A 23,566-nucleotide genomic window follows, 5' to 3' on the forward strand; every position below is an offset into this window, starting at 1 on the left:
CAAGTACCCCGGTGCTGACAAAACTCGTGAACATCACCCGACCGTGGATCTGGGCGCCTCCCAAACCCGTGTACAACCGCTGACGCAACTCGCGAACAAAGCCACCGAGCAGAACATCAAGAGCCTGCTGCCGTCCGACATCACCCAGGAGCACTTCGCCGCAGACCTCGACTCCCAGCTCGCCATGCGTGCTGCGGAACGACCCGGCTTCATGGCCCCGCCCCGGGCAGTGAGCGCGGCTGCCGCGGTGACCATCGCGCTGGACGTCCTGGAGCAGCCCGATGTCCACCAGGCGGGAGAGAGGATGCGCGATCTGATCGAAGCGATGCGCGACGAGCTCTGGCAGGTCAGTGTCACCAGCATCGACAGCTGGGGACGCGGCCTGAGCCCGGTGCTGAACGCGGTGCACCTGGCAGCACTCGCTCCCTCGCTGCGGCCCAGCGAACAACTGCGTTGCCGCACGCCATCCCCCATGCCCAGACGCCCGGTGAATACAGACCGGGACACAGCGCGACGAGCACGGAAGATCCCCAGCATGTTCTGGCCGTCGTGGACCGTTCGGCTCACTCCGGACGGTGGCACCTACCCGCGCATCCTCGCTCCCGTGATGGCCGCCTGCCTGTTGATCATCGACGGCAGGGTCAGTTTCGAAGACGCTGCCCGATACCTGGGCGGGGTCACCGACGGCATCGGTATTTCCCGCGTCCTGCAACGACTCGCCGACCAACACCACTGGGCCGACACAATCACAGCTCTCGCCCGACTCGCCGACCACCTCGATGCCGTCGACGTCCCCATCGACTACCAGCGGCGACGCCGCTTGGACTACTCCCGTCTGCTGCCGCACGACCGCTGGCAGACCATCTGCCGCTGCACCGGCACGATCCCTGGCGGCGGACGCCGTGAACTCCTCGTCCGTAGTCTGCTCTTCCAGCGCGTCAGCGGACTGCCTGCGGAGACCGCCCCAGTGCACCACAGTCTTGACGAGGCTGTTTTCCGGGCTGAGGCCGCCCGTTTCGCAGCTTTGCAGACCCCCGAACTGGCCCACGAGCTGAACAGGGAAGCCGCGATCTTCCTCGCGGAACAGCGCATCCACGATGAGCCCGTGGCCTGGCGGCCGCCCGCCTCCCTGATGGACTGCCTCGACCTGCCTGGCTCCGACCCAGCACTCATTGACATCCCTCACCTGCACCAACTCGTCCGAAAGTGCAAGAACCCCGTCCGCCACGCGGCCCAGATCCTCGGCACCAGCATCGAAGCGGTCCGGCTGGCCCTGGACGAACAGCCCGCCCCCGCGCTCCCGCCGACAAAGAACGTTGCCAGAGCCACAGGACGCGTCCGCTTCACAGCCCGTCAGGAACTGCCGAAGGAGTCCTTTACTCGTCTCTACCTCGACGAACACCGCTCGCTCCAGCAGATTGCCACCCTCACCGGCTTCTCTCGCAGACTGCTGACCGATCTCGCCAAGGAGTACGGCATCCCGATCAGGGACGGCCCCCAGGACTACAGACACCGTGGCAGCATCGAACGGGAATGGCTGTTTGAGCAGTACGTTGTCCACCGGCGAACCCTGCCTGACCTTGCCCGCGAGACGGGTATGAGCACTGCGAGCATGGCTCGGTGGGCCCACACCCACAACTTCCCTCTCCGGCCCCGTGGTGGAGCAAGCCACGACGCTGCCCTCCGAGCCCGCGACCGTGCTCAGTCGCCCCCGCCGTCATGAGCAGGTGACGACATGGATGCGCTGTCACCGGACGTAGAAGACAGACCCGTCACCTTGCGCCGTGCCGTCGAACGGACGGAGACGCAAGTACCACCCCGACCGCGGCCAGTTGCCACAACACACCGAGCCCGAGGAGCCGGTCTGCCCCTACGACGCCCGACACCGGCCCAGCCAGCGCCAGACCGAGCGGCCCCAGGGCGAAGGCGCCCAGGCTGTCGAACGCACTGACACGTCCGCGGATCTCGGCGGGGATCTCGCGCTGGATGACGGTCGTCACGAGGGTGTTGCACACCGCTGCCCCGGCCCCTGCAAGGAGTGCGGCTGCGGCCACCCAACCCAGCGGCAACCGTGCCGCCAACGCTGCCGCCGGGACTGCCCAGCCCGCGGATGCGGCCACGGACCAGACGAGTGCCCGGCTGGGGTTCCTGCCGAGCAGTGCCAGGCCGCCGCCTATTGAGCCGATGCCGTACAGGGCCAGCACCAGTCCCCAGGCGCTGGCACCGCCGAGCCGTTGTTGGGCAAGAGTTGGTCCCAGCACCAGGAACGGTGCCCAGAGGACGAAGTTGAAGAGGCTGATGTGGAGGGTCGTGACCCACAGCCACGTGCGGGAGGTGAACTCCTTCCAGCCGCGTCCCAGATCGGTGAACAATCCATGGCGGGGCGAGGCCAACTGCGACAGGGGCAGCCCAGCCAAGGCTATGACGCTCACGCCGTAGCTGACCGCATCGACAGCGACCACGGTGCCCGCATCAGAAACAGCGATGAGCAGACCGGCTAGACCTGGACCTGCGACCGAGGTCACAGCCTGGGCGATCTGAAGCAGCGAGTTGGCGTCCGCAAGGTCATCTGGCGGAACGAGGCCGGGCACCAGAGCCGTCATACCTGGGCTGAACCCTCCCTCACCGATTCCGAGGACCACCGCCAGCACGACCACTTCCCAGAGCCTCGCGCTATGGGTGAGTAGCAGTACAGCCAGCGTGCCTTGGGCGGTGAACCGCAGCAGATCCGCGGCCAGCATGACTGCACGGGCTCCGAGCCGATCGGTGAACACGCCGCCGAGCAGCAGTACGACCAGCACCGCGAGGATCCGCGCCGCCATCACCACGCCGACGGCGTCGACCCCGCCGCCAGGCATCTGCAGCACGGCGAAGGTCGTTCCGATCGTGTTCATCCCGGTGCCGAGTAACGACATGCTCTGGCCGACGAGGAAGCGGCGGAACCGGGAGTACCGCAGCGTGCGCAGGCGGTGAGTGGTTGATCGGGGCTTGGATGCAGCGGGCGGGCGAGTGCGAAGCGTCATGGATCCGCACTGTTCCTCCATGGACCTATTCCCTGCAAGCGTTTCCGGGAAAAAAATCTGAGTCTTTCGCCAGTAATTTTCCTTCCCAATGAATTGGCGCAGTAAATGGCCTCTATTTACTGCAACATGCCTGGTGGTAGGCTCGTTGGAAGAAGGATGGGGCAGACTCCATGGAGTTTATTTACTGCGGGTGGCCAGTGTGATCCAGTGTGAAACTGACAGTGCCGGCACACCTCGCCCGGCGCCGGTGGAGTACAGCGTCGCCGTTGACTGCTATCTCGCTGCGGCCGATCTCGGCACTTCCTCCCGCCGCGTCTACCGCATCTCGCTGGCCGGGTGGTCCTGGCCATTGGTCGACCGCCGGGCTCCGACCGGTCGCGAGCGCCGGGGAGCGCACCCACCCGTCGTTCCGCTTGCCCTGCTCGACGACCCGAAGGCCCAGGAGCGGCTGCAACGGGGACTGACTGATCGCGCCGCCGCTGCCGAACCACGCACGCTGGCCCGCGAACTGGCCTGCCTTCGAGCCGCTACGGCATGGTGGCTAGCAGAAGGCTGGATCACCGCAGACCCGGCCGCCGGACTGGCACCGCCAGCTCCGTGCCCTGGACCGATACCGAATGCCTCTGGTGCTTCCACGGCTGCGAGGGTGACTGCCGCCAACCCGGATCGGGCCCACGCTGCCCTCGCCTTGCGGGCTCCGCTCAGGGAGTTGACTCTGTGGCATCTCCTACATGAGTCGAGAGCCCCCGTCGAACAGGTGCTTGCCCTCGATATCGACGACCTCGACCTACCCGGTCGCCGCACCAGGGCGCGCGCGGCAGCATCCCTGAGCTGGGGACGAGGCACGTCACGCCTGTTGCCCATGCTGCTGGCCGGGCGCACCGCGGGGCCGGTGTTCGTTACCGACCGACGGGCCCCCGCCTCCACACCGGCGGCTGACCGCTGCCCGGTGACCGGCCGAGGACGGCTTTCCTACCGCCGGGCCGCCGAGCTCTTCACAGCCGCGACCAGACCACTCGATCCAGCCGGCCGCGGCTGGACCCTGCTAGTTCTGCGCGACCGGGCACCCCGGAACAGGTCGGTCCCCCGATGACGTACCGGCGAGTTGCCGCTATCCAAGGACTATCGAAGAGCCTGGCTTCTGGGACGTGCAGCGACGAGCTGACCTCAACCTGCGCCCTCAACGCGAGGCCGGTTCCGCCTAATCAGCCCAGCACAAGGGCGAGTTGGCGGACCTGTCACCTCATACTGTAGGAGCGGATCACGAACTGCCGCCAACAGTGCGTAACATCCCCTTAGTACTCCAGTACGGTTTCGTGATCTACCCAGCGGATTCGTCGGCGGATCGTCGTCGGTAGTGACTGCGTCGGGCTGTTGCCTGGTGGCGTCTGCGCCAGGCGGACCAGTGCAGCAGCCTGGCCGCCGACACGGCCAGTGGGTTGAGGAGGGCGCCGAAGAGGCGGCGGATCTCCGGAACGGTCAACGCAATGGGGTCGCTGCTGCGGGCGAGCTGGTGCGGCTCGGCGGTCCGCTTCGGCGGCGCTGCGCCGGCGGCGAGGGCGGTCAGGAAGGCCAGAGCGAGCATGGCGAGCGTGATGTGCCGGTGCCAGGAGGTCCAGTGCCTCACCTGGTAGTGGCCGAGTCCGACCTGACCCTTGGCGGCCTGGAAGCACTCCTCGACGCTCCAGCGGATGCCGGCGACGCGGACCAGTTCGGACAGGGCCACCTTTGTGGGTGACCAGCACAGGGAGAAGGCGAGTTCACCGGTAGTCCGGTTACGTCGGATGAGCAGGTGACGGTGGCAGTCGGTGCCGATGTGGATCCAGGCCCAGTCGTAGTACCGCGGGCTTTTCGCACCGTTTCTGGCGCTGTGGCGCTGCCAGGCCGTGGCGGGCAGGCGGCCGGCGACGGTGTCCGCGCGGACGGCGGTGCGGCCGTGGTTGATTCTCACCCGCATCGAGCAAGCGACGGCCAGCACGTAGCCGGTGCCGCGCGCCTCAAGGGCGGCGCGGAGCTGGGGGTCCTGGCCGTAGGCTTCGTCGCCGGTCACCCAGGACGCGGTGATCCCGGCGTCCAGCGCGGCGGCGATCATCTCCCCGGCCAGGCGGGGCTTGGTCGTGAACTGGGTGTCCTTGGGGATCCCGGCCGCGTGACGGCGTTCGGGATCGGAGCACCAGGACTGCTCGGGCAGGTAGAGCCGACGGTCGATCAGGGCCCGTCCACGGCGGGTGGCCAGGGCGAGGAACACGCCGACCTGGGAGTTTTCAATGCGTCCCGCGGTGCCGGTGTACTGCCGCTGCACACCGGCCGAGGCCCGGCCCTTCTTCAGAAAGCCGGTCTCGTCGACGACGAGAACGGCGCCGTCGGCGCCAAGGTGTTCGGCGGTGTACGCGCGCAGGTCGTCGCGGACCGCATCGGCGTCCCAGCGGGCGTAGCGCAGCAGGCGCTGCATCGGCCCGGGTCGGCTGTGGCCGGCCTGTTCGGCCAGCTGCCAGCAGTTCTTGCGCTCGACGTTCGACAGCAGCCCGAGCAGGTAGGCACGGGCCGCGGCCCGCGGCTCAACTCGTCCGAAGCGGCCCGCGATCCGGGCCATGACCTGGTCGAACATCGCCCACCAGCGGGCAGGGTCTACGCTATGGCCCGCGGCCACCGCACGATCTTCAGGAGTCCACACAACCCCGATGATCACGCGGTGGCCGTACCCGTTCCCAGCCGGGTCCGCGACAAGATCGCGAAACCAGACTGGAGTACTAGGAGGACAGCTTGACCGTGTTCTGCGGCATCGACTGGGCGGAGCACCACCACGACGTCGCCATCGTCGACGACACCGGCACCCAGCTCACCAAAGCCCGTATCACCGACGACGCGGCCGGCTACAACAAACTCCTGGACCTCCTGGCCGAACACGGCGACAGCCCGCAGACCCCGATACCCGTGGCCATCGAGACCAGTCACGGCCTGCTCGTTGCCGCCCTGCGCACCGGCAGCCGCCAGATCTTCGCGATCAATCCGCTCGCCGCGGCCCGCTACCGCGACCGCCATGGCGTCAGCCGCAAGAAGTCCGATCCCGGCGACGCTCTGGTCCTGGCGAACATCCTGCGCACGGACATGCACGCCCACCGGCCGCTGCCCGCCGACAGCGAACTCGCCCAGGCCATCGCCGTGCTGGCCCGCGCCCAGCAGGATGCCGTCTGGAGCCGCCAGCAGGTCGCCAACCAGGTCCGCTCCCTGCTCCGCGAGTACTACCCCGCCGCCCTGCACGCCTTCCAGGGCAAGGAAGGTGGCCTGACCAGGGCAGACGCCCGAGTGATCCTCTCCCTGGCGCCGACCCCGGCGAAGGCGGCCCGGCTCACCCTCACCCAGATCCGCGCCGCCCTCAAACGTAGCGGACGCACCCGGTCCTTCGACACCGAGGCCGAACGTCTGCGCAGCGTCTTCCGTGCCGAGTACGCCCACCACCTCCCGGCCGTCGAGGACGCCTTCGGCCAGCAACTACTGGCCCTGCTCAAGCAGCTGGACGCCACCTGCCAGGCTGCGGACGACCTCGCCACGGCCACCGAAGTCGCCTTCCACCAGCACACAGACAGCGAGATCCTGCTCAGCTTCCCCGGGCTCGGTCCCCAGCTCGCCGCCCGCGTCCTCGCCGAGATCGGTGACGACCGAACCCGCTTCGCCGACGGCAGAGCACTCAAGTCCTACGCGGGCTCCGCCCCGATCACCCGCGCATCCGGGAAGAAGCGCTTCGTCGGCCGCCGCTTCGTCAAGAACAACCGGCTCATGCACGCCGGCTTCCTCTGGGCCTTCTCAGCCCTCTAGGCCTCCCCCGGAGCCAACGCCCACTACCGCCGCCGACGCGAGCACGGAGACTGGCACAACGCCGCCCAGCGCCACCTGCTCAACCGCTTCCTCGGACAGCTCCACCACTGCCTCCAGACCCGGCAGCACTTCGACGAGCAACACGCCTTCGCACCACTGCTTCACGCCTCCGCTTGACCCGGGCATCGACCACAACCGCAGACGGAAAGTCACTCAAGGAGGGTGAGTGAACGAAGATCAGCGTCCAGCAGTCGAATCAACTCGCCAACCCGACCGCCCCCACCCGGTGCCGCCGGGAATCGTTTGAGCACGTCAACGACGACCGGGGTCGCGTGATGCACCGCTCGCTCCAGTTGCTCGGCAGCAACGCTCCGATCGTCACCAGCAACGAGTTCGGCCGCCCTGGCTGCATAAGCGGCGGCTCCGAGGATGTGCTTGACCTGGGTGGCCTTGGCCAGAGGATGCAGATAGGCGGCGCCTGCCGCAGACATCGCTGCCCACGCTGCCTCGCGCGCAGCCGCAGTGTCCGCACTCTTGGCTGCCTTGAGGGCCGCCGACGCTGTGTCGCGCAGAGTCTTCCCGCGCTCGCCACCCCGAGCGAATTCCCGCGCGGCACCGACAGCGTCTCGAGGCCGCGAGTCGTCTGGCTGATCGGCCTCGAAGATCTCGAGGGCCATCTCCGCGCACGCCGCGGCGAACGCGGTGACCTCACGAAGGTCCTGCCTGCTCAGAACGATCTCGCTCGCTTCACCCGTCATGAGCCCATCTTCGACCACCGCGCCGACCGCCTTCAGGGCACACCAGGAGGGCAGCTTGACTCCTTAGCCCCCTGAGATGTCTTTCGTGCGCTTACGCGGCCAGGGCGTGAGCGGGCGGGGCGGTGTAGGTGGCGGGGTCGGCCGGGGTTCCGTCGTAGCACTCCAAGCAGGAACCCAGGGTGCGCAAGGGCAGGCAGTGGTGGTAGCGGCGCAGGCATGCCGGGCAGGTGGTCCGAGCTGCCATGGCCTTGTCGAGGGCGGCTTCCTTGGCGAGGGTCATGGGCCGGATCGGCAGGGCGAGGTCGCGCCGGTAGAGGTAGGCGGGGCGGGTGCAGGTGCGCTGCGGGCGGGTGGCGCACGCCCGGCACCGCAGGATCGCGATCGGCTCCTGTCCGCCGGGGCGGAGCCGGTCGGCGCGCAGCTGGCGGCGCGTGGCCAGGCCGGCCGGAGCGGTGCGCCAGTCGTACTCGGAAACCAGCGGGTTCGCGGATTCTGAAGGTTCACGTGACAGGAACCCGCTGGTGGGGTGTGGGTTCTGGAGTGGGGAGGCACGCGGGTTCAGTCGCGACGTGTCAGGCAAGATGAGGCTCCAATCGGTTGGGGAGGGCTCGGGGTGGGTTACGAATTGCAGGCGGTCATCGCGAGTGACGAGGTGCTGCGCATCGCGTCGCGCGAGGTTCCTGGAGCCCAAGTGGTGCCTCTTGGCCAGGGCCTGTCGCTGATGCCGATGACCGATGAGGTCTTCGATGCCGTCACGGACGGCAGCGACGGACGAGACCTGGGGTTCTGGCGGCTGCCAGGGGGCTTCGACACGCTGCTGGCTCAGTGGTCTGCTGCGGGGCCGATCGCCTATGTGGAGGCCGAATACTTCGGCGGAGTCGGCGAGCAACGAGCCGCTGTCTGGGCTGACGGCGCGCTGGCACTGGGGCCGCTGGATGAGCCGACGAAGAAGCGGTTCTCGCGAGCAGTCAGCCCCATCTCCCAGGCCCTGCGGCGGCTGGGCGCCCGAAGGAGTCTGGGCGAGGACGAATACGAGGCCGTGGGGCTGGGCCGCCATCGCAGCAACGAGGACTGGATTTCGTCCAGCGCCTGCTAGGCCTGAGTGGGATCGATGGTGAAGCGCTCGGGGTAAGCCATGCGGACGTAGTGGATCGCGGTGTGCGAGGTGATCCCGAACAGTCGCATCAGCCGGATCGGGTCGGCGGTTTCGCGGGCCTCGTCGAGGAACCGGTCCTGCCGGAGCTGGGTGGGGTTGATGCCGATTCGGTCGCGGAGTGCTTTGAAGTTGGAGGGGCCGACGGCGGGCCGGTCGACGTGCAGGGCGGTGATGGGGCTGACGATCAGGTAGGGGTTGGTGCTCAGTGGCCACCGCTGGTGGCGCTCGATCAGCCAGTCCTTGACGAGTTGCAGTGCGAAGTCGTCCAGGTGGATCTCGTGGTCGAGCCGGTTCGGTCTGCGGATCCGCAGGCGCCCGATGGAGCGGTCGAGGTCGTCGAGCCGGATCTCGGCGACTTGTTTGGGACGGACGGCATAGACAGCCATCAGGACGAGAGCGAGCTTGTCCTTGATGCCGGGGACCTGGTCCAAGAGCCCCTTGAGTCGGTCCGCCGGGATGGGCCGCGGGACCCTGACGGGCGCGGTCAGGTGCACGTTCCTGGCCGGGTCGCGGAAGATCCGGCGCTCGCGCCGCAGGGCCCTGAAGAGCGACCGCAGCCCGGTGAAGTACGAGTAGTTGACGGCGGCCGTCTTCACCTCCTCCTCGGTGACTTCGTTGAGTGACCTGAGGTGGTCCCAGGCGGGAAGGACGGCCACGACGTGCAGCATGTAGCCGCGGATCGTGTTCCAGGGCATGGCTGGTGAGGGCCGTTTGCCCTCGCCGCGGAGCACGGACACCCAGGCGCGAAGGTCCGCCTGGAACTGCGCGGGTGCCTGGCCCACCCACCGGTGGACGGATGCCTCGTCGGTGCCGACCGCCTGTGAATCCGGGGCCAGCAGGCCCTTGGTCTGCAGGAATCCGGCGACTCGGACGGTGTTGTAGTGCTCGGTGATGCTCCCGGCGCCGTAGACGTCGCGCTCAGGTATCGGGGTGTCGGTGCCGAGCCAGGCCAGCAGCACCCGCAGGGTGCGGAGGCTCTTCTTGCGAGTGGCGCTGGACCAGGACTGTGCTCGGGCGAGTCGGTCGAGTTCGTCGACGAGGTGCTGCGCCTCGGGCATGATCTTCAGTAGCCCGGGGTCGCGGATCGCTGTCCAGTCCCGCTCCGGCGCCGGGAAGAGTTCGAGTTGAGCGGGGTCGATCAGGTGCTCAGGCCAGTAGCAGCGGGCCGCTCTGGCTCGGCGAGCCTGATGCCGTCGTGCGGTTTTGAGGTCGCGGCCGGTCTTGTTCGCGTAGATGTCAATTTCACCGCCGAACCAGAGTTGGTCGAGGACCGGGGCGTCGGCCAGAGTCTGCTCCAGATGGACGACACGGCAGCGTCGGCAGCGCCCCAAGGAGAGCGGAAGGACTCGGTGGCAGCGCCGGCACTCGCCGGTGTCGTTGAACCGATTCCAGTTCTTGCAGGCGGAACAGAGCTTCGCGGTGGTGCCGGACCAGGACAGGCAGTGTTCGCAGCTCACAGCCGGGGCATGGGGATGCAGTGCCAGATGCCACCGGTTCGGGCGGCGCCGCAGCAGCCCAGCGCGACGGAACAACTCCACCAACGGTCCGCGCAGTTCCGGGAGTCGAGCGAGGTCCTGCTCGCGGACCAACTGCTGGTCGGCTTCCCGGCCGGCCAGAGCGAGACGGGCCATGTGAAGGGCCAGGCGCTTCCATGCCTCGCCCAGCTGCCGTTCAGCCGCCATCTGATCGACCGCCGCGGCGACCGCGGGCAGCTCCGGGAAGGAGCGGTTCGCGATCCGATGCGCGTGCTCGATCGTCAGCGTCCGGGGCAGTTGCGTCCAGGACAGCTGACCGGGGATCTGCGGGGGACAGACTCGCGGATCGTCACAAACGGTCGGTGAGCTCGGCCCTGGCGACCAGGGGCGCCAGCGCGGGACCGGCAGCTCCGAGCCGAACCGGAAGACCACCTGACGCCAGTGCATCCCGTCTGCCGATCAGTTGGGCGGAAGCCCGCGCAGGCCACGGCCGTTGCCCGGAACGGGACGGACCGCGGCGCCGTGATCGGGCCGGGCGCCGGCCACCCGTCGTTCGTCGTGCTCGCGGGAGGCGAGATACGACTCCGGCTCGGCCTGCATAAGGTCAGCGACGGTGCAGTCCAACGCTGCGCAGATCTTGTCCAGGTCCTCCAGCCGGACCGTGACCGGCTTGCCGCTCCAGAGTGCCGCGACCTTGCTCAGCGACGGCGTGAACCCCACCTCCGCGAGGACCGCCTGCAGCTGCGTCGGCCTCCAGATGTCGCGCTGTGCGGCGACCATCCGCAGGTTCCACTTCATCGCTCATGCCTCCATGCTCAACCGTCGAACTGCCCGGCGTGCGGACTGCAGGCTGGCCAGCTCCGGGTCCGCCTGGACGGTCGACAGGTAGCCGACCGTGGTACTGGCCCAGATGTGGCCAAGGACCTTCTGGACGTCCCACAGCGCCATGCCGCTCTCGTAGAGGTGGGTGGCCCGCGCGTGCCGCAGCAGGTGGGGAATCAAGCAGGTCACCGGCCCGGGAAGATAGAGCTCACCGGCCGTCCTGAGGGCCTTGCGGAACGCGTCGGGCTGCACGGCCGTGGACACGGTGATGCCCGCGGAGGCCAGCGCCCGGGGACGCCGTTCGGAGGGGAACAGCGGTGCTGCCGGATCCAGGGGGTCGTCGCTGAATACCCCGCGGACTTTCTCGATGTACCACCACAGCAGTTCGCGTCCCTCGGCGAACAGGTACGCCTGCCGCTCACGCTTGCCCGAGCCGCCAGCCCCCTTGCCCTGGACCACGAACCGGCCCCACTGGCCAAGCTCCCAGTGGATGTCTCCGAGGCGGACCGCGCACAATTCGCTCGCACGGACCCCGGAGATGTAGGCGAGTTTGGCCATCACGTAGTCGCGTACGGCCACCTGGTACTTGCGCGCCGCCGGGAGCGATGTCCGCCACTGCGCGAAGCACTCCGTCAACGCTCGCTGTGACGGAGGAACGCGCAGGCCGAAGTCACCCCGGTGCACTGGCCTGTTGAACGTGTCGACCGGCGACTCGACCGTCGCGCCGAACCGTCGGGCGATCTCACCTGCATAGCGCTGTTCCAGGAACGCGAAGTAGCTGTCGACCTTGGTCAGCTTGCTCCGCACCGTAGAGCGGGCCCGGCGGCCCTGGCCGGTGTAGAAGCGGTCCACGTGCCGCGGCGTGAGCCGCCAGGGGACCAGGTCGTAGAAGGAGCACAGCTCCATCACCGGCTGGACCAGCTTCTCCAAGGTTGTGGGAGCAAGCCCGGCGACGTCCCGGGCCCACAGATACTCCGACACGGTCTCCAGGTAGAAGCCCTGCTCGTCGACGGCATGGGTCTGTGCGGCAGCCCGCCGCTGGAGCACCTGGACATCGGCCAGACCACTGCCGTCAGGCCCATCGGCACCGTGCAAGTCGCCGTCCCCCGACTGCCCGGTGAGCAACGTCAGGCGGCGACTTCCCGATTCCCCCATAACCTCGCAAGTTACTGGCCGTGCTCGCAGAATCTGACAGCAACTCGGGGAATCCGACACGAACGGGTGACAGTCGGCGAGAAGGCTCTCACCTCCTCACTTGCACTGTTCTCGCACCAGAGGGCTCCGAGGAACCCGCGTGAACTCCAGTTGGTAACCCCTGGAGGGCGCGCGGCAGGCTCGGGGTCGTGTTCACAGTGCTCCCCGGGAGACGGTCGGGCTCAGGTAGCGGGCGGCGGCGGACACGAAGTCGTCGTGAGCGGCCTTCGCGGCTTCCCGGGCGGCGGCCAGGTCGTCGGTGGTGGCGGATGCGTCGCGCATCGCGTACGTCAGCGTGACCATCGCGTCAGCCGCGGCGCGCACGGCCTGGTCCTCGATGAGGACGCGCAGCGCGACCAGGGGGCGGGTGATTGCGCTGCGCGTCAGGTGACTCTCAGCGCGCAGGGTCTCGACCTGCTCGGGGCCGGCGCCCTTGAGGAGGGCGTCGCCGCGCATCCACATCGCCCGGCGGTGGTCGGATGCGGCGCAGGCCAGCGTGGTGACGGCCTCCAGCCGGTCCCGGCGGACCGACTCGCCGTGGGCGATGCGCGCCTGTCGTTCGGCGGCGCGTTCCTGGAAGCGGCCGGAGACGATTGCGCCTGCCAGGGTGCCGGTGATGGCGAGGGCGGCGGTGATGAGGGTGGCTAACACGCGGGGACCTCCTGGGTGTGGTGAGCGCGGCGGGAGTGTGGTGTGCAGGCCGGGCGGCCTGGCCCGCACCCGACCGCGAGGGGTTCGGGTGCGAGGCAGGTGGTCCGGAGCAGGGGGTTAGTACTCCAGCTGTAGATCGCGACCTTCGTAGGGCGAGGTCTTCCCGGCGGCGGCAGCGGCCGGCTTGGGCTTGGTGGCTGCGGCGGGCTGGCGCGTAGGGTGCCGGGATGATCGCGATGCCAGAGGAGTTCGCACAGAGCACCGTCGACCGCGAGGGGGAAGCCGGGGCGGCATGGCTCGCCGAGCTGCCCGGGATCGTAGAGGAGTTGCTGGGGCGCTGGGGGTGCGTGCCGGATGGCGAGGTCATGCACGGAGGTGTTGGCGTCATCGTTCCGGTACGGCGGCGGGCTGAGGAGAGCTCCGTGCTGAAGGTGTCGTTTCCGCATCCCGGCAACGTCCATGAGCCGGATGCGTTCGTTGCGTGGGGCGGGTGCGGCGCGGTCCTGCTGCATGAGCGCGACGACGAGCGGTTCGCGATGCTGCTGGAGCGGGTTCAGCCCTCGACCCTGGCGGAGGTCGAGGACGGTGACGAGGTGGTGACCGTCGCCGGGCGACTCAATCGCCGCCTGGCCATCCCCGCACCGCCCGGCCTGCCCCGGCTTCGTGAGCAGGCCGATGTCTGGGAGGAGCAGCTGCTCAAGGACGCCGAGGAGCTGTCGCATGCGCTGCCGCGTCAGGTGCTGGATGCCGCCGTGGGGACCGTTCGGGAGCTGGGTCGGGCCCAGCCGGACACCCTCATCCATGGCGACCTGCATGCCCGGAACATCCTGCGTGCCGGCCGAGAGCCGTGGCTGGCTGTCGACCCCAAGGGGTACGTGGGAGATCCCGCCTACGACGGCGGCACGCTACTGAAGTCCCGCGCGCTGACGCTCCTGGAAGCGGATGACCTGCGCAAGGCTGTCCATCGCGTCTTGGACGTCTTCGCAGAGGCCGCGGAACTCGACCGTGAACGCGTCCAGCGGTGGGCCCAGTTCCATGCCGTCCAGGCTGCGTTCTGGGGTCGCCATCACGGTTTTCGTATCGCCCGCGGCGGACCACGGCTGGACTGGCTCACCGAGTTCGCCGACCGCCTGGCGGAATTGCTCACCGAACGCTCGTAGGCCCGGTCCGGTGGGTGGACGAGTGCGGCCACCGTTGATCATTGTGAGCTGTGTGCACCGACGATGAGATGGTGGCCGCAGGTCACAGCATAGATCCCATCCGGTGGCGGGAGGCATTCGCGGCGGCCATGGGCCGCATCGCGGGCCGCTTCTCCCGATACGAACCCCGCCTTCGAGCCGGGCGGCTGCTGCTGGGCCTGTTGTCGGACCTGCCCCGCAAGAACTGCTGGACGATCGCGGAGTGGGTCGGGGAGGCCAGCCCTCACGGTATGCAGCCACCGCGCGGTCCTGAACGCCAAATACCGACTGAAGGCTTCGTGGCTGTCGGGGGTGAAGCGCCACTCCAGCAGGGCCGACCGCAGCTCCAGCTCGGTCAGCCAACCATGCCAGGCGACCTCATCGGGATCGAGGACCACGGCGTCCGGCACCACGGCTTCGTGCACGCCGAGCCAGTGAGGGCTCAAGCCGCTGCGGTTGATGAACGTGAACAGCAGGCGCGGCAGCGCACGAATGCCCAGCTCTTCGGCCAGCTTCCTCGCGGCGGCCTGTTCATAGGACTCGCCTACATTTGCGGCACCACCGACCCCGACCTCATAGAGCCGGGGGAAGCGCGATACCTGCTCCGACCGTCGGTGGACGAGGACCCGTCCATGCTCATCACGACACACCGTCACGGCGACTCGGTGCAGCCAACCCTCCTGGATGGCCTGCCGGCGGCTGACCACCATCCCCAGCACACGATCTTGATCGTCGACACGCTCCACCAGTTCATCCACGACGCACACCCTGGCAGAGCCCACTGACATTGACACTTCCCTGAGCCCGCAGAGGCTGAGCCAGGAGAAATCCCGGTCCTCACATACCTGATCGACCGCACCGGATCTTCTACTCTGCCTGTCCACGCGGCCCACACGGCGCTAGCGTCAAGTCCATGATCGTATGGCTCAACGGCACCCACGGCGCAGGCAAGACAACGACTAGTGCGCTCGTCCAGCAGCTGATCCCGGACTCACGAGTGTTCGACGCCGAGAAAGTCGGCGAGACACTCATGGACATCGAGCCAGGACTGCCCGCGACGGACAACTTCCAGCACTGGCCGCCATGGCGGCCCCTCGTGGTCGAAACCGCCCGACGCATCCTCGACTACACCGGCGGAACCCTGGTGATGCCCATGACCGTCCTGGTCGAGCAGTACTGGCGCGAGATCAGCTCGGGACTTGCCCAGCACGACATTCCGGTCCGGCACTTCGTACTCCACGCCGACCAGGACACCCTCCGCGCACGCATCGCAGGCGACACCGTTCTAGGCCCCAACTCCCCGTTCCGTCTCCAATACCTCGAGCCCTACGCCGAGGCGGCCCGCACGTGGCTGCACGCCGAAGCCGAGGTCGTCGACACCACGCACCTCACCCCCGCCCAGGCCGCCGGGCAGATCGCAGAGGCCGTCAAGAGTTGAGACCTTCCGGCGTCGCATCTCGCAGGTGACAACAAGACTGCCTATGTGACAACTACCGTGCTTCGGCTCACCTTCGCATGGCCGACCCATCCACGCGCCCGGTCTCTACAAATCGAACTCCAGGTGTTCGACGTCGGTGAACTCCACCTCCAGGCCGTGCGCGCGGCGGCCGCCGTCGCGGAAGTACATCTCGCCCAGGCCCTCGGCGGCGATGGCACGCAACTGCTGCTCGCTCGCGCCGGCGTCCTGGGCGTCGAACAGGCGGGCCGCGTGCTGCGGGGCCAGGGCGATGGTCAGATGGCGCACGCGGGCGTCGTCGCTGGTGCCGGGTGCGGCGGTGAACCCGAAGCGGGCGCGGGTGTCGACCACCAGGCCGGTACTGGTGGCCGCCTGGCGCCGGGCTTGTTCGCGGATGCGGGGCTGCCAGCGGGCGCGGACAGCGTCGGCCAGTCGCGCGGCGAGGTCGGCGCGGGGCCGGCGGATCTGGTCCTTCGCATAGCGCTCGACGGTGCGCTGGGAGACACCGAGCGCGTCGGCGACCGCGCGGGTGCCCTTGAGCTGCTTGACCAGGTAACGCATCTGCGCACCAGCCGACTTCGGGATGGGGCGGGTGAATGCCTGCTGCACGGCGCGGTTCAGGCCGTCGGAAACGGAAGCCATCGGGGGCGGCCCTTCAAGATCGGCTATACGGGGCTGTAAGGGCCGATCACCCGAACCGGCGAGGGAATTGACGCCGGACCGGGTGATCGGCCGCCAGAGGGGCACTCAGGGGCGTGTACGGGGCGTGTAGGGTCTCGCAGCCCGTGGCCAACGACAACGCCGTGACCTGGCGGTTGTCGCGCTGTCTCACGGCTTGGCCAACCATCCAGTCTCACGACCGTGGCCAAATCCTCGGGACAGCCACCGACGGCAAGCCCTAGACCTGCGGAGTCTCGCGAATGGCCGCCGCTTGGCCATCGTTCGTGAGATTTGGCCACGGTTCGTGAGACCCCACAACGGTGTAGGTTCTCAGCCTCGGCGTCATGCAGCGACGCGGTGACCTGGACGTTTTCAGGTTGTCTCACGTCGTGTCATCTGCCTGCTGTCTCAGCGTCGTGTCATTTCCTCAAGTGCGTTCGAAACGGCCGACGTTTTCTCAGTCTTGGTCCGCGCCGTCTGCTGTGTGGGGAAGCAGGGGGAAGAGTCGGGTGATGAGGGCCACCGGTCGAGCGTCGTCGGGCCGGGCCAGGGGGCGTTGTTCGCGGTCTTGGTAGGGCGCCATGGCCCGTCGGATCACGTCCGCGACCCGGCTCATCTCTTCGGGTGTCAGGTAGGCGACGGCACTGAAGGCTTCGTCCTGACGCCATTCGGCCGGCGCCTCGTCTCGCTGGGTCAGCCATCGCTGCCAGCTCTCGTCCTCCAGCCCGCGGGCCAGGTCGCCGAACTGCTCCTCCATAGGTGCGCCAGCAGCGTGGGTCTGCTGCTTCAGACGCCAAGGACGTGCCCGGCCCCCGCTGTGGGGAGCCTCTTCGATGTGTCCGTGACGTGCGAGCTGCCGTAGGTGGAATGAGCAGAGGCCAGAGCTATAGCCCAGCCGGGAGGCGGCTTCGGTCGCCGTGACGGTGCCGACTTCAGCCAGTAGGTCCAGCAAAGCTGTGCGGACTTCGTGCTCGCGCAGTTCTTCGCTGTTGCCGGCTGTCCGGCCGCCCGGGCTGTTGACATCATCTTCAGTCACTTTGCAAAGTCTGCTACTTTGCAAAGGACTTGGCAAGCCGCAGTCCTTGTTGAAGTCATCAGCTGCGGTGACCTCCGCGGCATCTGTGACGTGCGCAAAAAGGGGAGACAGCTATGTCTGTTCGTCACGAGCGGTCCCGTCCCGTCGACCGGCGAGTCCGCGTGCAAGGCCGCCCGGTGGACACCTATCCGGCTCTGCCACCAGAGGCGGAACGCGGTTCGGTTCGCAGGGTCACGGTGGTGGGTGAGGCGGTACTGAGCCGTCCGTGCCGGGAGGTGACCGAGTTCGGCACTCCGGAGCTGTCGGCGTTAATCGACGACATGTTCCTGACCATGTATGTGGCCGACGGTGCCGGCCTGGCTGCCAACCAGGTAGATGTCGACCTGCGGCTGTTCGTGTATGACTGCCCGGACGACTATGGGATCCGGCATGTCGGTCACATCATCAACCCGGTTCTGGACCTGCCCGATCCGGGTAGCCGCCGGCTTGTTGACGACTTCGAGGGCTGCCTGTCCGTGCCCGGTGCGGGCATGGCGGTTCCCCGCACCGATCGTGCCATCGCTCGCGGGCTCGACAAGGACGGCAACCCCCTCGTCATTGAAGGAACGGGTTACTTCGCTCGGTGTCTGCAACACGAGACCGACCACCTCTTCGGTCACACCTATCTCGACCGGCTCTCCAAGCGAGATCGCAAAGACGCGCTGCGGCAGATGGCAGACCGCCGTGAGGATGTCTTCGCTCAACGTGCTATCAAGGCCGCCAGTCTGGGGCGGTGAGAGCTCGGTGAACTCCTTCCTCGGAAGGGATCTTGTTGATCGCGGTAACCACTCGTTTGCCAAAGCTGGTCAGCTTCATGGCTCTGCCGCGCGTAGCTCGTTCCAGCAGGGGCTGTCCGAGGACTGCTTCAAGCTGGTTGATCTGGTTCACCAGCGTTGACCGATTGATATTGAGGGCTCGCGCTGCCTCATGCATCGACGGGAAGGACGATGCGGCCGCGAAGTTTCGCATCCTCTGCCATGCGAAGGGACTGGTGAGGCCGCTTCGCAAGATAGCCGGGAGATAGGCGGCGAGTTCGGTTGTTCGGAGGGCGGCACGGTGACTTGCTCCTCCGCTGCGGCGGAGGGGATGTTGTGGACGCGGGCCCAGCGGGCCATGTTCGAGCGGCTCATGCCTTGCTCGCGGGCCAGGTCCGGCAGGGGCCGCCGGCGGATGACGTACTGCTCGAAGAGCCAGGACCGTTCGATGGTCACGCGGGACTGGCGGCCTTGGAAGCCGATGATCGGGACCCAGACCGTGGTCCGTACGACCAGACTGCCTACCGTCGAGAGCAGCCGCCTCAGTTCGGAGCCAAGTAGCCCGAAAGAGTGAACGCGCCGACCTGCCTGTCTCACGGGCGCTTCATAAGTGCAGCCAAGTGGCGCCGGCGTCCTGGGCGTCGAACAGGCGGGCCGCGTGCTGCGGGGCCAGGGCGATGGTCAGATGGCGCACGCGGGCGTCGTCGCTGGTGCCGGGTGCGGCGGTGAAGCCGAAGCGGGCGCGGGTGTCGACCACTAGGTGTAGGAGGCCAGGACGTTGGTGACGCCGCCCGGTAGTCGTGCTGCGGGTGGTTGGTTTCCGAGCACGGTGTGCGGTCGGTGGTAGTTGTAGTGGACAATCCAGCGGCCCAGGAGATGGGTGCGTTGAGCTTCCGACGTCCACGTCCGGGCATAGAGGAACTCTTCGGCCAGAATGCGGTTGTATCGCTCGACTTTGCCGTTGTGGCGTGGGGTGTAGGGCGCGATGCGCTGGTGCCTGGCGCCGAGGAGGGCCCGGGTGAAGCTCTCGGCTCGATAGCAGGCGCCGTTGTCTGTCACGATCCGTTCGATGCGTGTGATCCCGTGGGCGGCCAGCCAGGCGCGGGCACGATGGAGGAAGGCGATCGCGGTGATGGCCTTCTCGTCAGGCAGTGCTTCGGTGTAGGCGAGACGGCTGTACCCGTCTATGGCCGAGTGCAGATAGACGTAGCCACCGCGCTCAGTCTTCTTTCTCCGGTTGACGGCTTTGGCCTGGTCACTGCCGCGTCCGTGTGCGCGCCAGCCTCCGCCGTCAGGGATACGGCCCACCTTCTTCACATCGACGTGGATCATGTGGCCGGGCCGTCGGGCATGGATCTTCCGCGGCTGGCGGTTGGACTCGCCATTGGGGTCGATGAACCGGCGCCGGTTGATGCCGATCTCAGCCAAGTGCCTGTTCACGGTCCTTCGACTGATTGGTGTTCCGGCCTGGGCCAGCTCGAAGGCGATCCTGGCAGCGGACCACTTGTGGGTCCGGCGCAGCTCTTCTATGAGTGCGAGGACTTCGGACGGTGTCGCGGTCGGCTGGTGGTGGGGCGTGGACGAGCGGTTTTCCAGCCCGAGTTCGCCGTGGCTCCGGTATCGATTGACCCACTTCGAAGCGCACGCCCGGGACACCCCCATCTCGGCTGCGACATGCGCAATCGGTCTCGTCCGGCAACGCTCGACCAGTCGACGGCGTCCCTCGACGGTGAGGGGCGCGTTCCGGTGCGTCATGCAGTGGGGCCAGGCGCGGAGGGCCGCTTGGTGGTGTCCCGCCGGGAGATGGCCTCTGCCACCTCATCAAGGGCGGTGCGCAGGAAGGCACCATATGCGTCCTGACGGAGGTTGGGGGCGTGCTCTTTGGCCGCGTTGATGTGCTCGGTGGCCGCATCGAAGGACCCGAGTCGGCGGTAGTTGTCGGCCAGGTTGAGGTGGAGGGAGGGGTAGAACCCGGCGATGTGGAGGCTGGCGTGGTGCTCCTGGACGCGCTGCTCGGTCACGGCGTCGGCAGCGTCCAGGGCCCGGACGTCCCAGGCGAGGGCCTGGGCAGGATCTTCGTAGAGATCTGCCAGGTAGTGGGCGAGTGAGCAACGGTGCAGCGGGTCGCCGGTGACGCCGATCGCCGACCACAAGTTCAGGAGCTTCTGGCGGGCGGAAAGAGTGTTGCCCGTTCGGCCTTCGGTAACGGCCTGGCCGATGGCTTGCATGGTCGGGTCGGGACTGGCGGGTGCGGTAGGCATGACGTGTTCCTCGTTGTCGTTCTCAGGCTGAGTGGTCGAACTTGACGGGCATGGCCAGGGTGGTGAGATCGCCGCGGTCGGCAGAGCGGATCGTGACGGGCCCGTCGTGTCCCCTCAGGTCGAGCATCACGTCGGGACCGATGGCTGTGCTCACGGCGGGATAGAGCGTGGTCATCTCAAACCGGATCTGCAGAGCCCCGCCCGTCACGGTGGCGGGGAGCTGAACACCGGGGTCCTCGGCGTCCGGGGGCCGGACGTTCACTCCGTGATCGGAGACGTGCAGCGCGACGCGTTCGCCGGGGTGTTCTTCCAGGGCGCGCAGCAGAAGATCCTTCGAGACCGTCGCGCGGGAGCTGATCTCGCCCAGGGAGGCGAGCATCAACCGGTGATCGGGGAAGTCCTCGGACAGCAACCGGCAGTGCCGGTCCTCCCGCTCGGGCATGCGCAGCCAGATCCCGTGCGGCACCGCTTCGATGCGGACCAGCGCACTGCGCCGGACCGTGGCGACAGCGGCCCGCAGGTCGTCGCCGTCGATCGTGCCGACCCACGTCTGCTCCGCCGGCCGCGCCGGCACCAGGGTCCGGGTGGAGAGCCGGTACCGGTCGGTCGCCGTCAGGGCGATCGCCTCATGACTTGCCTCAATGTGCAAGCCGGCGAGCACCGCCATCCCCGGCTCGTGCGCGGTCGCGGTCAGGACCTGCTCTACCGCATCCGCAAGCACGGGCCCCTTCAGCATGGCGATCAACAGACCGGGCACGTTGCCGCCGAGCGCGGACTTGATGACAGCAGCCTTCTGCCGTGCCGTCGCCGCATCGTCGACGATCTTGGCAACATGCTCGTCGAGCAGCCGCGCGGCCTCGTCGGCCCCGGCGTCGAGGACCGCCTCGACCGCAGCGAGGGGCATGGCGATCTCGCGGAGCTGACGCAGCGCGGTCGCCCGTGCCACCTGGTCAGCGCCGTAGTAGCGGTAGCCCGAGACCGAGTCTACTTCGGCAGGGGGCAGCAGCCCGGAGTCGGCGTAGAACCGCAACGCGCTGGAGGTCAGACCACTGCGCTGGGCAAAGACCCCGATTGGCATCAGCTCAGAAATTGGCACCTCGCCATCATTGAGCTTCATCCAACTCGAAGGTCAACATCGACGTGGGGCGTCACCAACGTCATGGCCAGCAACAACTAGGCCGGTACTGGTGGCCGCCTGGCGCCGGGCTTGTTCGCGGATGCGGGGTTGCCAGCGGGCGCGGACAGCGTCGGCCAGTCGCGCGGCGAGGTCGGCGCGGGGCCGGCGGATCTGGTCCTTCACATAGCGCTCGACGGTGCGCTGGGAGACGCCGAGTGCGTCGGCGACCGCGCGGGTGGTCTTGAGCTGCTTGACCAGGTAACGCATCTACGCGCCGGCCGACTTGGGGATGGGGCGGGTGAACGCCTTGTGTACGGCGCGGTCCAGGCCGTCGGAGACGGAAGCCATCGGGGGCGGTCCTTCAAGATCGGCTATACGGGGCTGTAAGGGCCGATCACCCGGCCCGGCGGGGGAATTTGACGCCGGACCCGGTGATCGGCCGTGAGAGGGGCGCTCAGGGGCGTGTGCGGGTGTAGGATTTCGCGCTTCACTGCATACGCCGAGGCTGTGACCTGCGTCTTCTTGCGGTGTCTCACGGTGCTTCATCTGCTGCTGTCTCAGCTCCTAGTACTCCAGTCTGGTTTCGCGATCTTGTCGCGGACCCGGCTGGGAACGGGTACGGCCACCGCGTGATCATCGGGGTTGTGTGGACTCCTGAAGATCGTGCGGTGGCCGCGGGCCATAGCGTAGACCCTGCCCGCTGGTGGGCGATGTTCGACCAGGTCATGGCCCGGATCGCGGGCCGCTTCGGACGAGTTGAGCCGCGGGCCGCGGCCCGTGCCTACCTGCTCGGGCTGCTGTCGAACGTCGAGCGCAAGAACTGCTGGCAGCTGGCCGAACAGGCCGGCCACAGCCGACCCGGGCCGATGCAGCGCCTGCTGCGCTACGCCCGCTGGGACGCCGATGCGGTCCGCGACGACCTGCGCGCGTACACCGCCGAACACCTTGGCGCCGACGGCGCCGTTCTCGTCGTCGACGAGACCGGCTTTCTGAAGAAGGGCCGGGCCTCGGCCGGTGTGCAGCGGCAGTACACCGGCACCGCGGGACGCATTGAAAACTCCCAGGTCGGCGTGTTCCTCGCCCTGGCCACCCGCCGTGGACGGGCCCTGATCGACCGTCGGCTCTACCTGCCCGAGCAGTCCTGGTGCTCCGATCCCGAACGCCGTCACGCGGCCGGGATCCCCAAGGACACCCAGTTCACGACCAAGCCCCGCCTGGCCGGGGAGATGATCGCCGCCGCGCTGGACGCCGGGATCACCGCGTCCTGGGTGACCGGCGACGAAGCCTACGGCCAGGACCCCCAGCTCCGCGCCGCCCTTGAGGCGCGCGGCACCGGCTACGTGCTGGCCGTCGCTTGCTCGATGCGGGTGAGAATCAACCACGGCCGCACCGCCGTCCGCGCGGACACCGTCGCCGGCCGCCTGCCCGCCACGGCCTGGCAGCGCCACAGCGCCAGAAACGGTGCGAAAAGCCCGCGGTACTACGACTGGGCCTGGATCCACATCGGCACCGACTGCCACCGTCACCTGCTCATCCGACGTAACCGGACTACCGGTGAACTCGCCTTCTCCCTGTGCTGGTCACCCACAAAGGTGGCCCTGTCCGAACTGGTCCGCGTCGCCGGCATCCGCTGGAGCGTCGAGGAGTGCTTCCAGGCCGCCAAGGGTCAGGTCGGACTCGGCCACTACCAGGTGAGGCACTGGACCTCCTGGCACCGGCACATCACGCTCGCCATGCTCGCTCTGGCCTTCCTGACCGCCCTCGCCGCCGGCGCAGCGCCGCCGAAGCGGACCGCCGATCCGCACCAGCTCGCCCGCAGCAGCGACCCCATTGCGTTGACCGTTCCGGAGATCCGCCGCCTCTTCGGCGCCCTCCTCAACCCACTGGCCGTGCCGGCGGCCAGGCTGCTGCACTGGTCCGCCTGGCGCAGACGCCACCAGGCAACAGCCCGACGCAGTCACTACCGACGACGATCCGCCGACGAATCCGCTGGGTAGATCACGAAACCGTACTGGAGTACTAGATCCGTTCATTTATGCAGGTCACGAGCACATGCGGGTCACGCGGCGCCCTAATCCCAGGACTCACAGGCCCGCCATCTCAGTAGCCGTTCGCGACACCAGCGCACCCCAGGGGCTCGGTCTTTCTGCAGAGCTCGCGGGCTCGTGG

Annotated in this window: 20 protein-coding genes and 5 pseudogenes; 8 read left to right on the top strand and 17 right to left on the bottom strand. The window is 67.9% G+C overall.

Annotation, left to right across the window (positions count from 1 at the left end; all coding sequences use genetic code 11):
- The first annotated feature begins 43 nt into the window (after positions 1–43).
- The gene (locus QQY24_RS34355; RefSeq protein WP_301976823.1) at positions 44–1,723 is read left to right on the top strand and encodes a LysR family transcriptional regulator; all 1,680 of its coding nucleotides are present in this window, start codon (positions 44–46) and stop codon (positions 1,721–1,723) included.
- A gap of 49 nt (positions 1,724–1,772) precedes the next feature.
- Here QQY24_RS34355 and QQY24_RS34360 read toward each other — a convergent pair whose 3' ends face one another.
- Both QQY24_RS34360 and QQY24_RS34365 read right to left on the bottom strand, forming a co-directional pair.
- Complete coding sequence (locus QQY24_RS34360) at positions 1,773–3,044, bottom strand: MFS transporter (RefSeq protein WP_301976824.1); 1,272 nt, start codon at positions 3,042–3,044, stop codon at positions 1,773–1,775.
- A 1,300-nt stretch (positions 3,045–4,344) separates the two neighbouring features.
- Positions 4,345–5,616 (bottom strand): IS701 family transposase, encoded by a 1,272-nt coding sequence (locus tag QQY24_RS34365; RefSeq protein ID WP_301976882.1) that lies wholly within the window; start codon positions 5,614–5,616, stop codon positions 4,345–4,347.
- Positions 5,617–5,786: 170 nt separating this feature from the next.
- Between QQY24_RS34365 and QQY24_RS34370 the strand changes: the two are divergent.
- Positions 5,787–7,016: pseudogene (locus tag QQY24_RS34370) on the top strand (IS110 family transposase).
- 32 nt (positions 7,017–7,048) lie between these two features.
- On the opposite strand, the gene QQY24_RS34375 reads toward QQY24_RS34370, so the two are convergent.
- Both QQY24_RS34375 and QQY24_RS34380 read right to left on the bottom strand, forming a co-directional pair.
- On the bottom strand, positions 7,049–7,597 hold the full coding sequence (locus QQY24_RS34375; RefSeq protein ID WP_301976825.1) for a putative immunity protein: 549 nt from the start codon (positions 7,595–7,597) through the stop codon (positions 7,049–7,051).
- 91 nt (positions 7,598–7,688) lie between these two features.
- Positions 7,689–8,177 carry an RRQRL motif-containing zinc-binding protein gene (locus QQY24_RS34380; protein WP_367658074.1) on the bottom strand — a complete coding sequence of 163 codons (489 nt, stop codon included), beginning with the start codon at positions 8,175–8,177 and terminating at the stop codon, positions 7,689–7,691.
- Positions 8,178–8,210: 33 nt separating this feature from the next.
- On the opposite strand from QQY24_RS34380, the gene QQY24_RS34385 reads away from it, so the two are divergent.
- The gene (locus QQY24_RS34385; protein ID WP_301976826.1) at positions 8,211–8,693 is read left to right on the top strand and encodes a hypothetical protein; all 483 of its coding nucleotides are present in this window, start codon (positions 8,211–8,213) and stop codon (positions 8,691–8,693) included.
- On the opposite strand, the gene QQY24_RS34390 is transcribed toward QQY24_RS34385, so the two are convergent.
- The 4 genes from QQY24_RS34390 to QQY24_RS34405 all read right to left on the bottom strand — a co-directional run bounded on the left by QQY24_RS34390 (position 8,690) and on the right by QQY24_RS34405 (position 12,895).
- Positions 8,690–10,675, bottom strand: a complete 1,986-nt coding sequence (locus tag QQY24_RS34390; RefSeq protein WP_301976827.1) for a hypothetical protein — start codon at positions 10,673–10,675, stop codon at positions 8,690–8,692. The genes QQY24_RS34385 and QQY24_RS34390 overlap by 4 nt on opposite strands.
- A 12-nt stretch (positions 10,676–10,687) precedes the next feature.
- Positions 10,688–11,026: a helix-turn-helix transcriptional regulator gene (locus QQY24_RS34395; RefSeq protein ID WP_199806345.1), complete on the bottom strand. Its 339-nt coding sequence runs from the start codon at positions 11,024–11,026 to the stop codon at positions 10,688–10,690.
- A gap of 3 nt (positions 11,027–11,029) precedes the next feature.
- On the bottom strand, positions 11,030–12,145 hold the full coding sequence (locus QQY24_RS34400) for a site-specific integrase (RefSeq protein WP_301976829.1): 1,116 nt from the start codon (positions 12,143–12,145) through the stop codon (positions 11,030–11,032).
- Positions 12,146–12,397: 252 nt separating this feature from the next.
- Complete coding sequence (locus tag QQY24_RS34405) at positions 12,398–12,895, bottom strand: hypothetical protein (RefSeq protein WP_301976830.1); 498 nt, start codon at positions 12,893–12,895, stop codon at positions 12,398–12,400.
- Between the two features lie 227 nt (positions 12,896–13,122).
- Between QQY24_RS34405 and QQY24_RS34410 the strand changes: the two genes are divergently transcribed.
- Together QQY24_RS34410 and QQY24_RS34415 are read left to right on the top strand one after the other, a co-directional pair.
- The gene (locus QQY24_RS34410; protein ID WP_301976831.1) at positions 13,123–14,055 is read left to right on the top strand and encodes an aminoglycoside phosphotransferase family protein; all 933 of its coding nucleotides are present in this window, start codon (positions 13,123–13,125) and stop codon (positions 14,053–14,055) included.
- A gap of 68 nt (positions 14,056–14,123) precedes the next feature.
- Positions 14,124–14,330, top strand: a pseudogene (locus tag QQY24_RS34415) (IS701 family transposase); the annotation flags it as partial.
- 3 nt (positions 14,331–14,333) lie between these two features.
- Here QQY24_RS34415 and QQY24_RS34420 read toward each other — a convergent pair.
- Positions 14,334–14,861 (bottom strand): annotated as a pseudogene (locus QQY24_RS34420) (NUDIX domain-containing protein); the annotation flags it as partial.
- A 125-nt stretch (positions 14,862–14,986) separates the two neighbouring features.
- On the opposite strand from QQY24_RS34420, the gene QQY24_RS34425 reads away from it, so the two are divergent.
- Positions 14,987–15,511, top strand: a complete 525-nt coding sequence (locus tag QQY24_RS34425; RefSeq protein ID WP_301976832.1) for an AAA family ATPase — start codon at positions 14,987–14,989, stop codon at positions 15,509–15,511.
- A gap of 105 nt (positions 15,512–15,616) precedes the next feature.
- On the opposite strand, the gene QQY24_RS34430 is transcribed toward QQY24_RS34425, so the two are convergent.
- Positions 15,617–16,171 (bottom strand): XRE family transcriptional regulator, encoded by a 555-nt coding sequence (locus tag QQY24_RS34430; protein ID WP_301976833.1) that lies wholly within the window; start codon positions 16,169–16,171, stop codon positions 15,617–15,619.
- Between the two features lie 475 nt (positions 16,172–16,646).
- The gene (locus QQY24_RS34435; RefSeq protein ID WP_301976834.1) at positions 16,647–17,225 is read right to left on the bottom strand and encodes a helix-turn-helix domain-containing protein; all 579 of its coding nucleotides are present in this window, start codon (positions 17,223–17,225) and stop codon (positions 16,647–16,649) included.
- Positions 17,226–17,338: 113 nt separating this feature from the next.
- Between QQY24_RS34435 and def the strand changes: the two genes are divergently transcribed.
- Positions 17,339–18,001: a peptide deformylase gene (def, locus tag QQY24_RS34440; protein WP_301976835.1), complete on the top strand. Its 663-nt coding sequence runs from the start codon at positions 17,339–17,341 to the stop codon at positions 17,999–18,001.
- Here def and QQY24_RS34445 read toward each other — a convergent pair.
- The 6 genes and pseudogenes from QQY24_RS34445 to QQY24_RS34470 all read right to left on the bottom strand — a co-directional run.
- Positions 17,976–18,233 (bottom strand): LysR family transcriptional regulator, encoded by a 258-nt coding sequence (locus tag QQY24_RS34445; protein WP_367658075.1) that lies wholly within the window; start codon positions 18,231–18,233, stop codon positions 17,976–17,978. The two genes, def and QQY24_RS34445, sit on opposite strands and share 26 nt — an antisense overlap.
- A gap of 408 nt (positions 18,234–18,641) precedes the next feature.
- Positions 18,642–18,779: pseudogene (locus QQY24_RS34450) on the bottom strand (XRE family transcriptional regulator); the annotation flags it as partial.
- A complete protein-coding gene (locus tag QQY24_RS34455; protein WP_301976836.1) occupies positions 18,776–19,774 on the bottom strand; it encodes an IS481 family transposase in 999 nt (332 codons plus the stop codon). The gene QQY24_RS34455 and the pseudogene QQY24_RS34450, both read right to left, overlap by 4 nt.
- On the bottom strand, positions 19,771–20,280 hold the full coding sequence (locus QQY24_RS34460) for a hypothetical protein (protein ID WP_301976838.1): 510 nt from the start codon (positions 20,278–20,280) through the stop codon (positions 19,771–19,773). The genes QQY24_RS34455 and QQY24_RS34460 overlap by 4 nt, the downstream gene beginning before the upstream one ends.
- A gap of 22 nt (positions 20,281–20,302) precedes the next feature.
- The gene (locus QQY24_RS34465) at positions 20,303–21,376 is read right to left on the bottom strand and encodes a MerR family transcriptional regulator (protein WP_301976885.1); all 1,074 of its coding nucleotides are present in this window, start codon (positions 21,374–21,376) and stop codon (positions 20,303–20,305) included.
- A gap of 72 nt (positions 21,377–21,448) precedes the next feature.
- Positions 21,449–21,745: pseudogene (locus QQY24_RS34470) on the bottom strand (helix-turn-helix domain-containing protein); the annotation flags it as partial.
- Positions 21,746–22,122: 377 nt separating this feature from the next.
- Between QQY24_RS34470 and QQY24_RS34475 the strand changes: the two are divergent.
- Positions 22,123–23,394 carry an IS701 family transposase gene (locus tag QQY24_RS34475; RefSeq protein ID WP_301976888.1) on the top strand — a complete coding sequence of 424 codons (1,272 nt, stop codon included), beginning with the start codon at positions 22,123–22,125 and terminating at the stop codon, positions 23,392–23,394.
- The last annotated feature ends 172 nt before the right edge of the window (positions 23,395–23,566 follow it).

It is taken from the genome of Streptomyces sp. TG1A-8 (assembly GCF_030499535.1).
GTDB lineage: Bacteria > Actinomycetota > Actinomycetes > Streptomycetales > Streptomycetaceae > Streptomyces.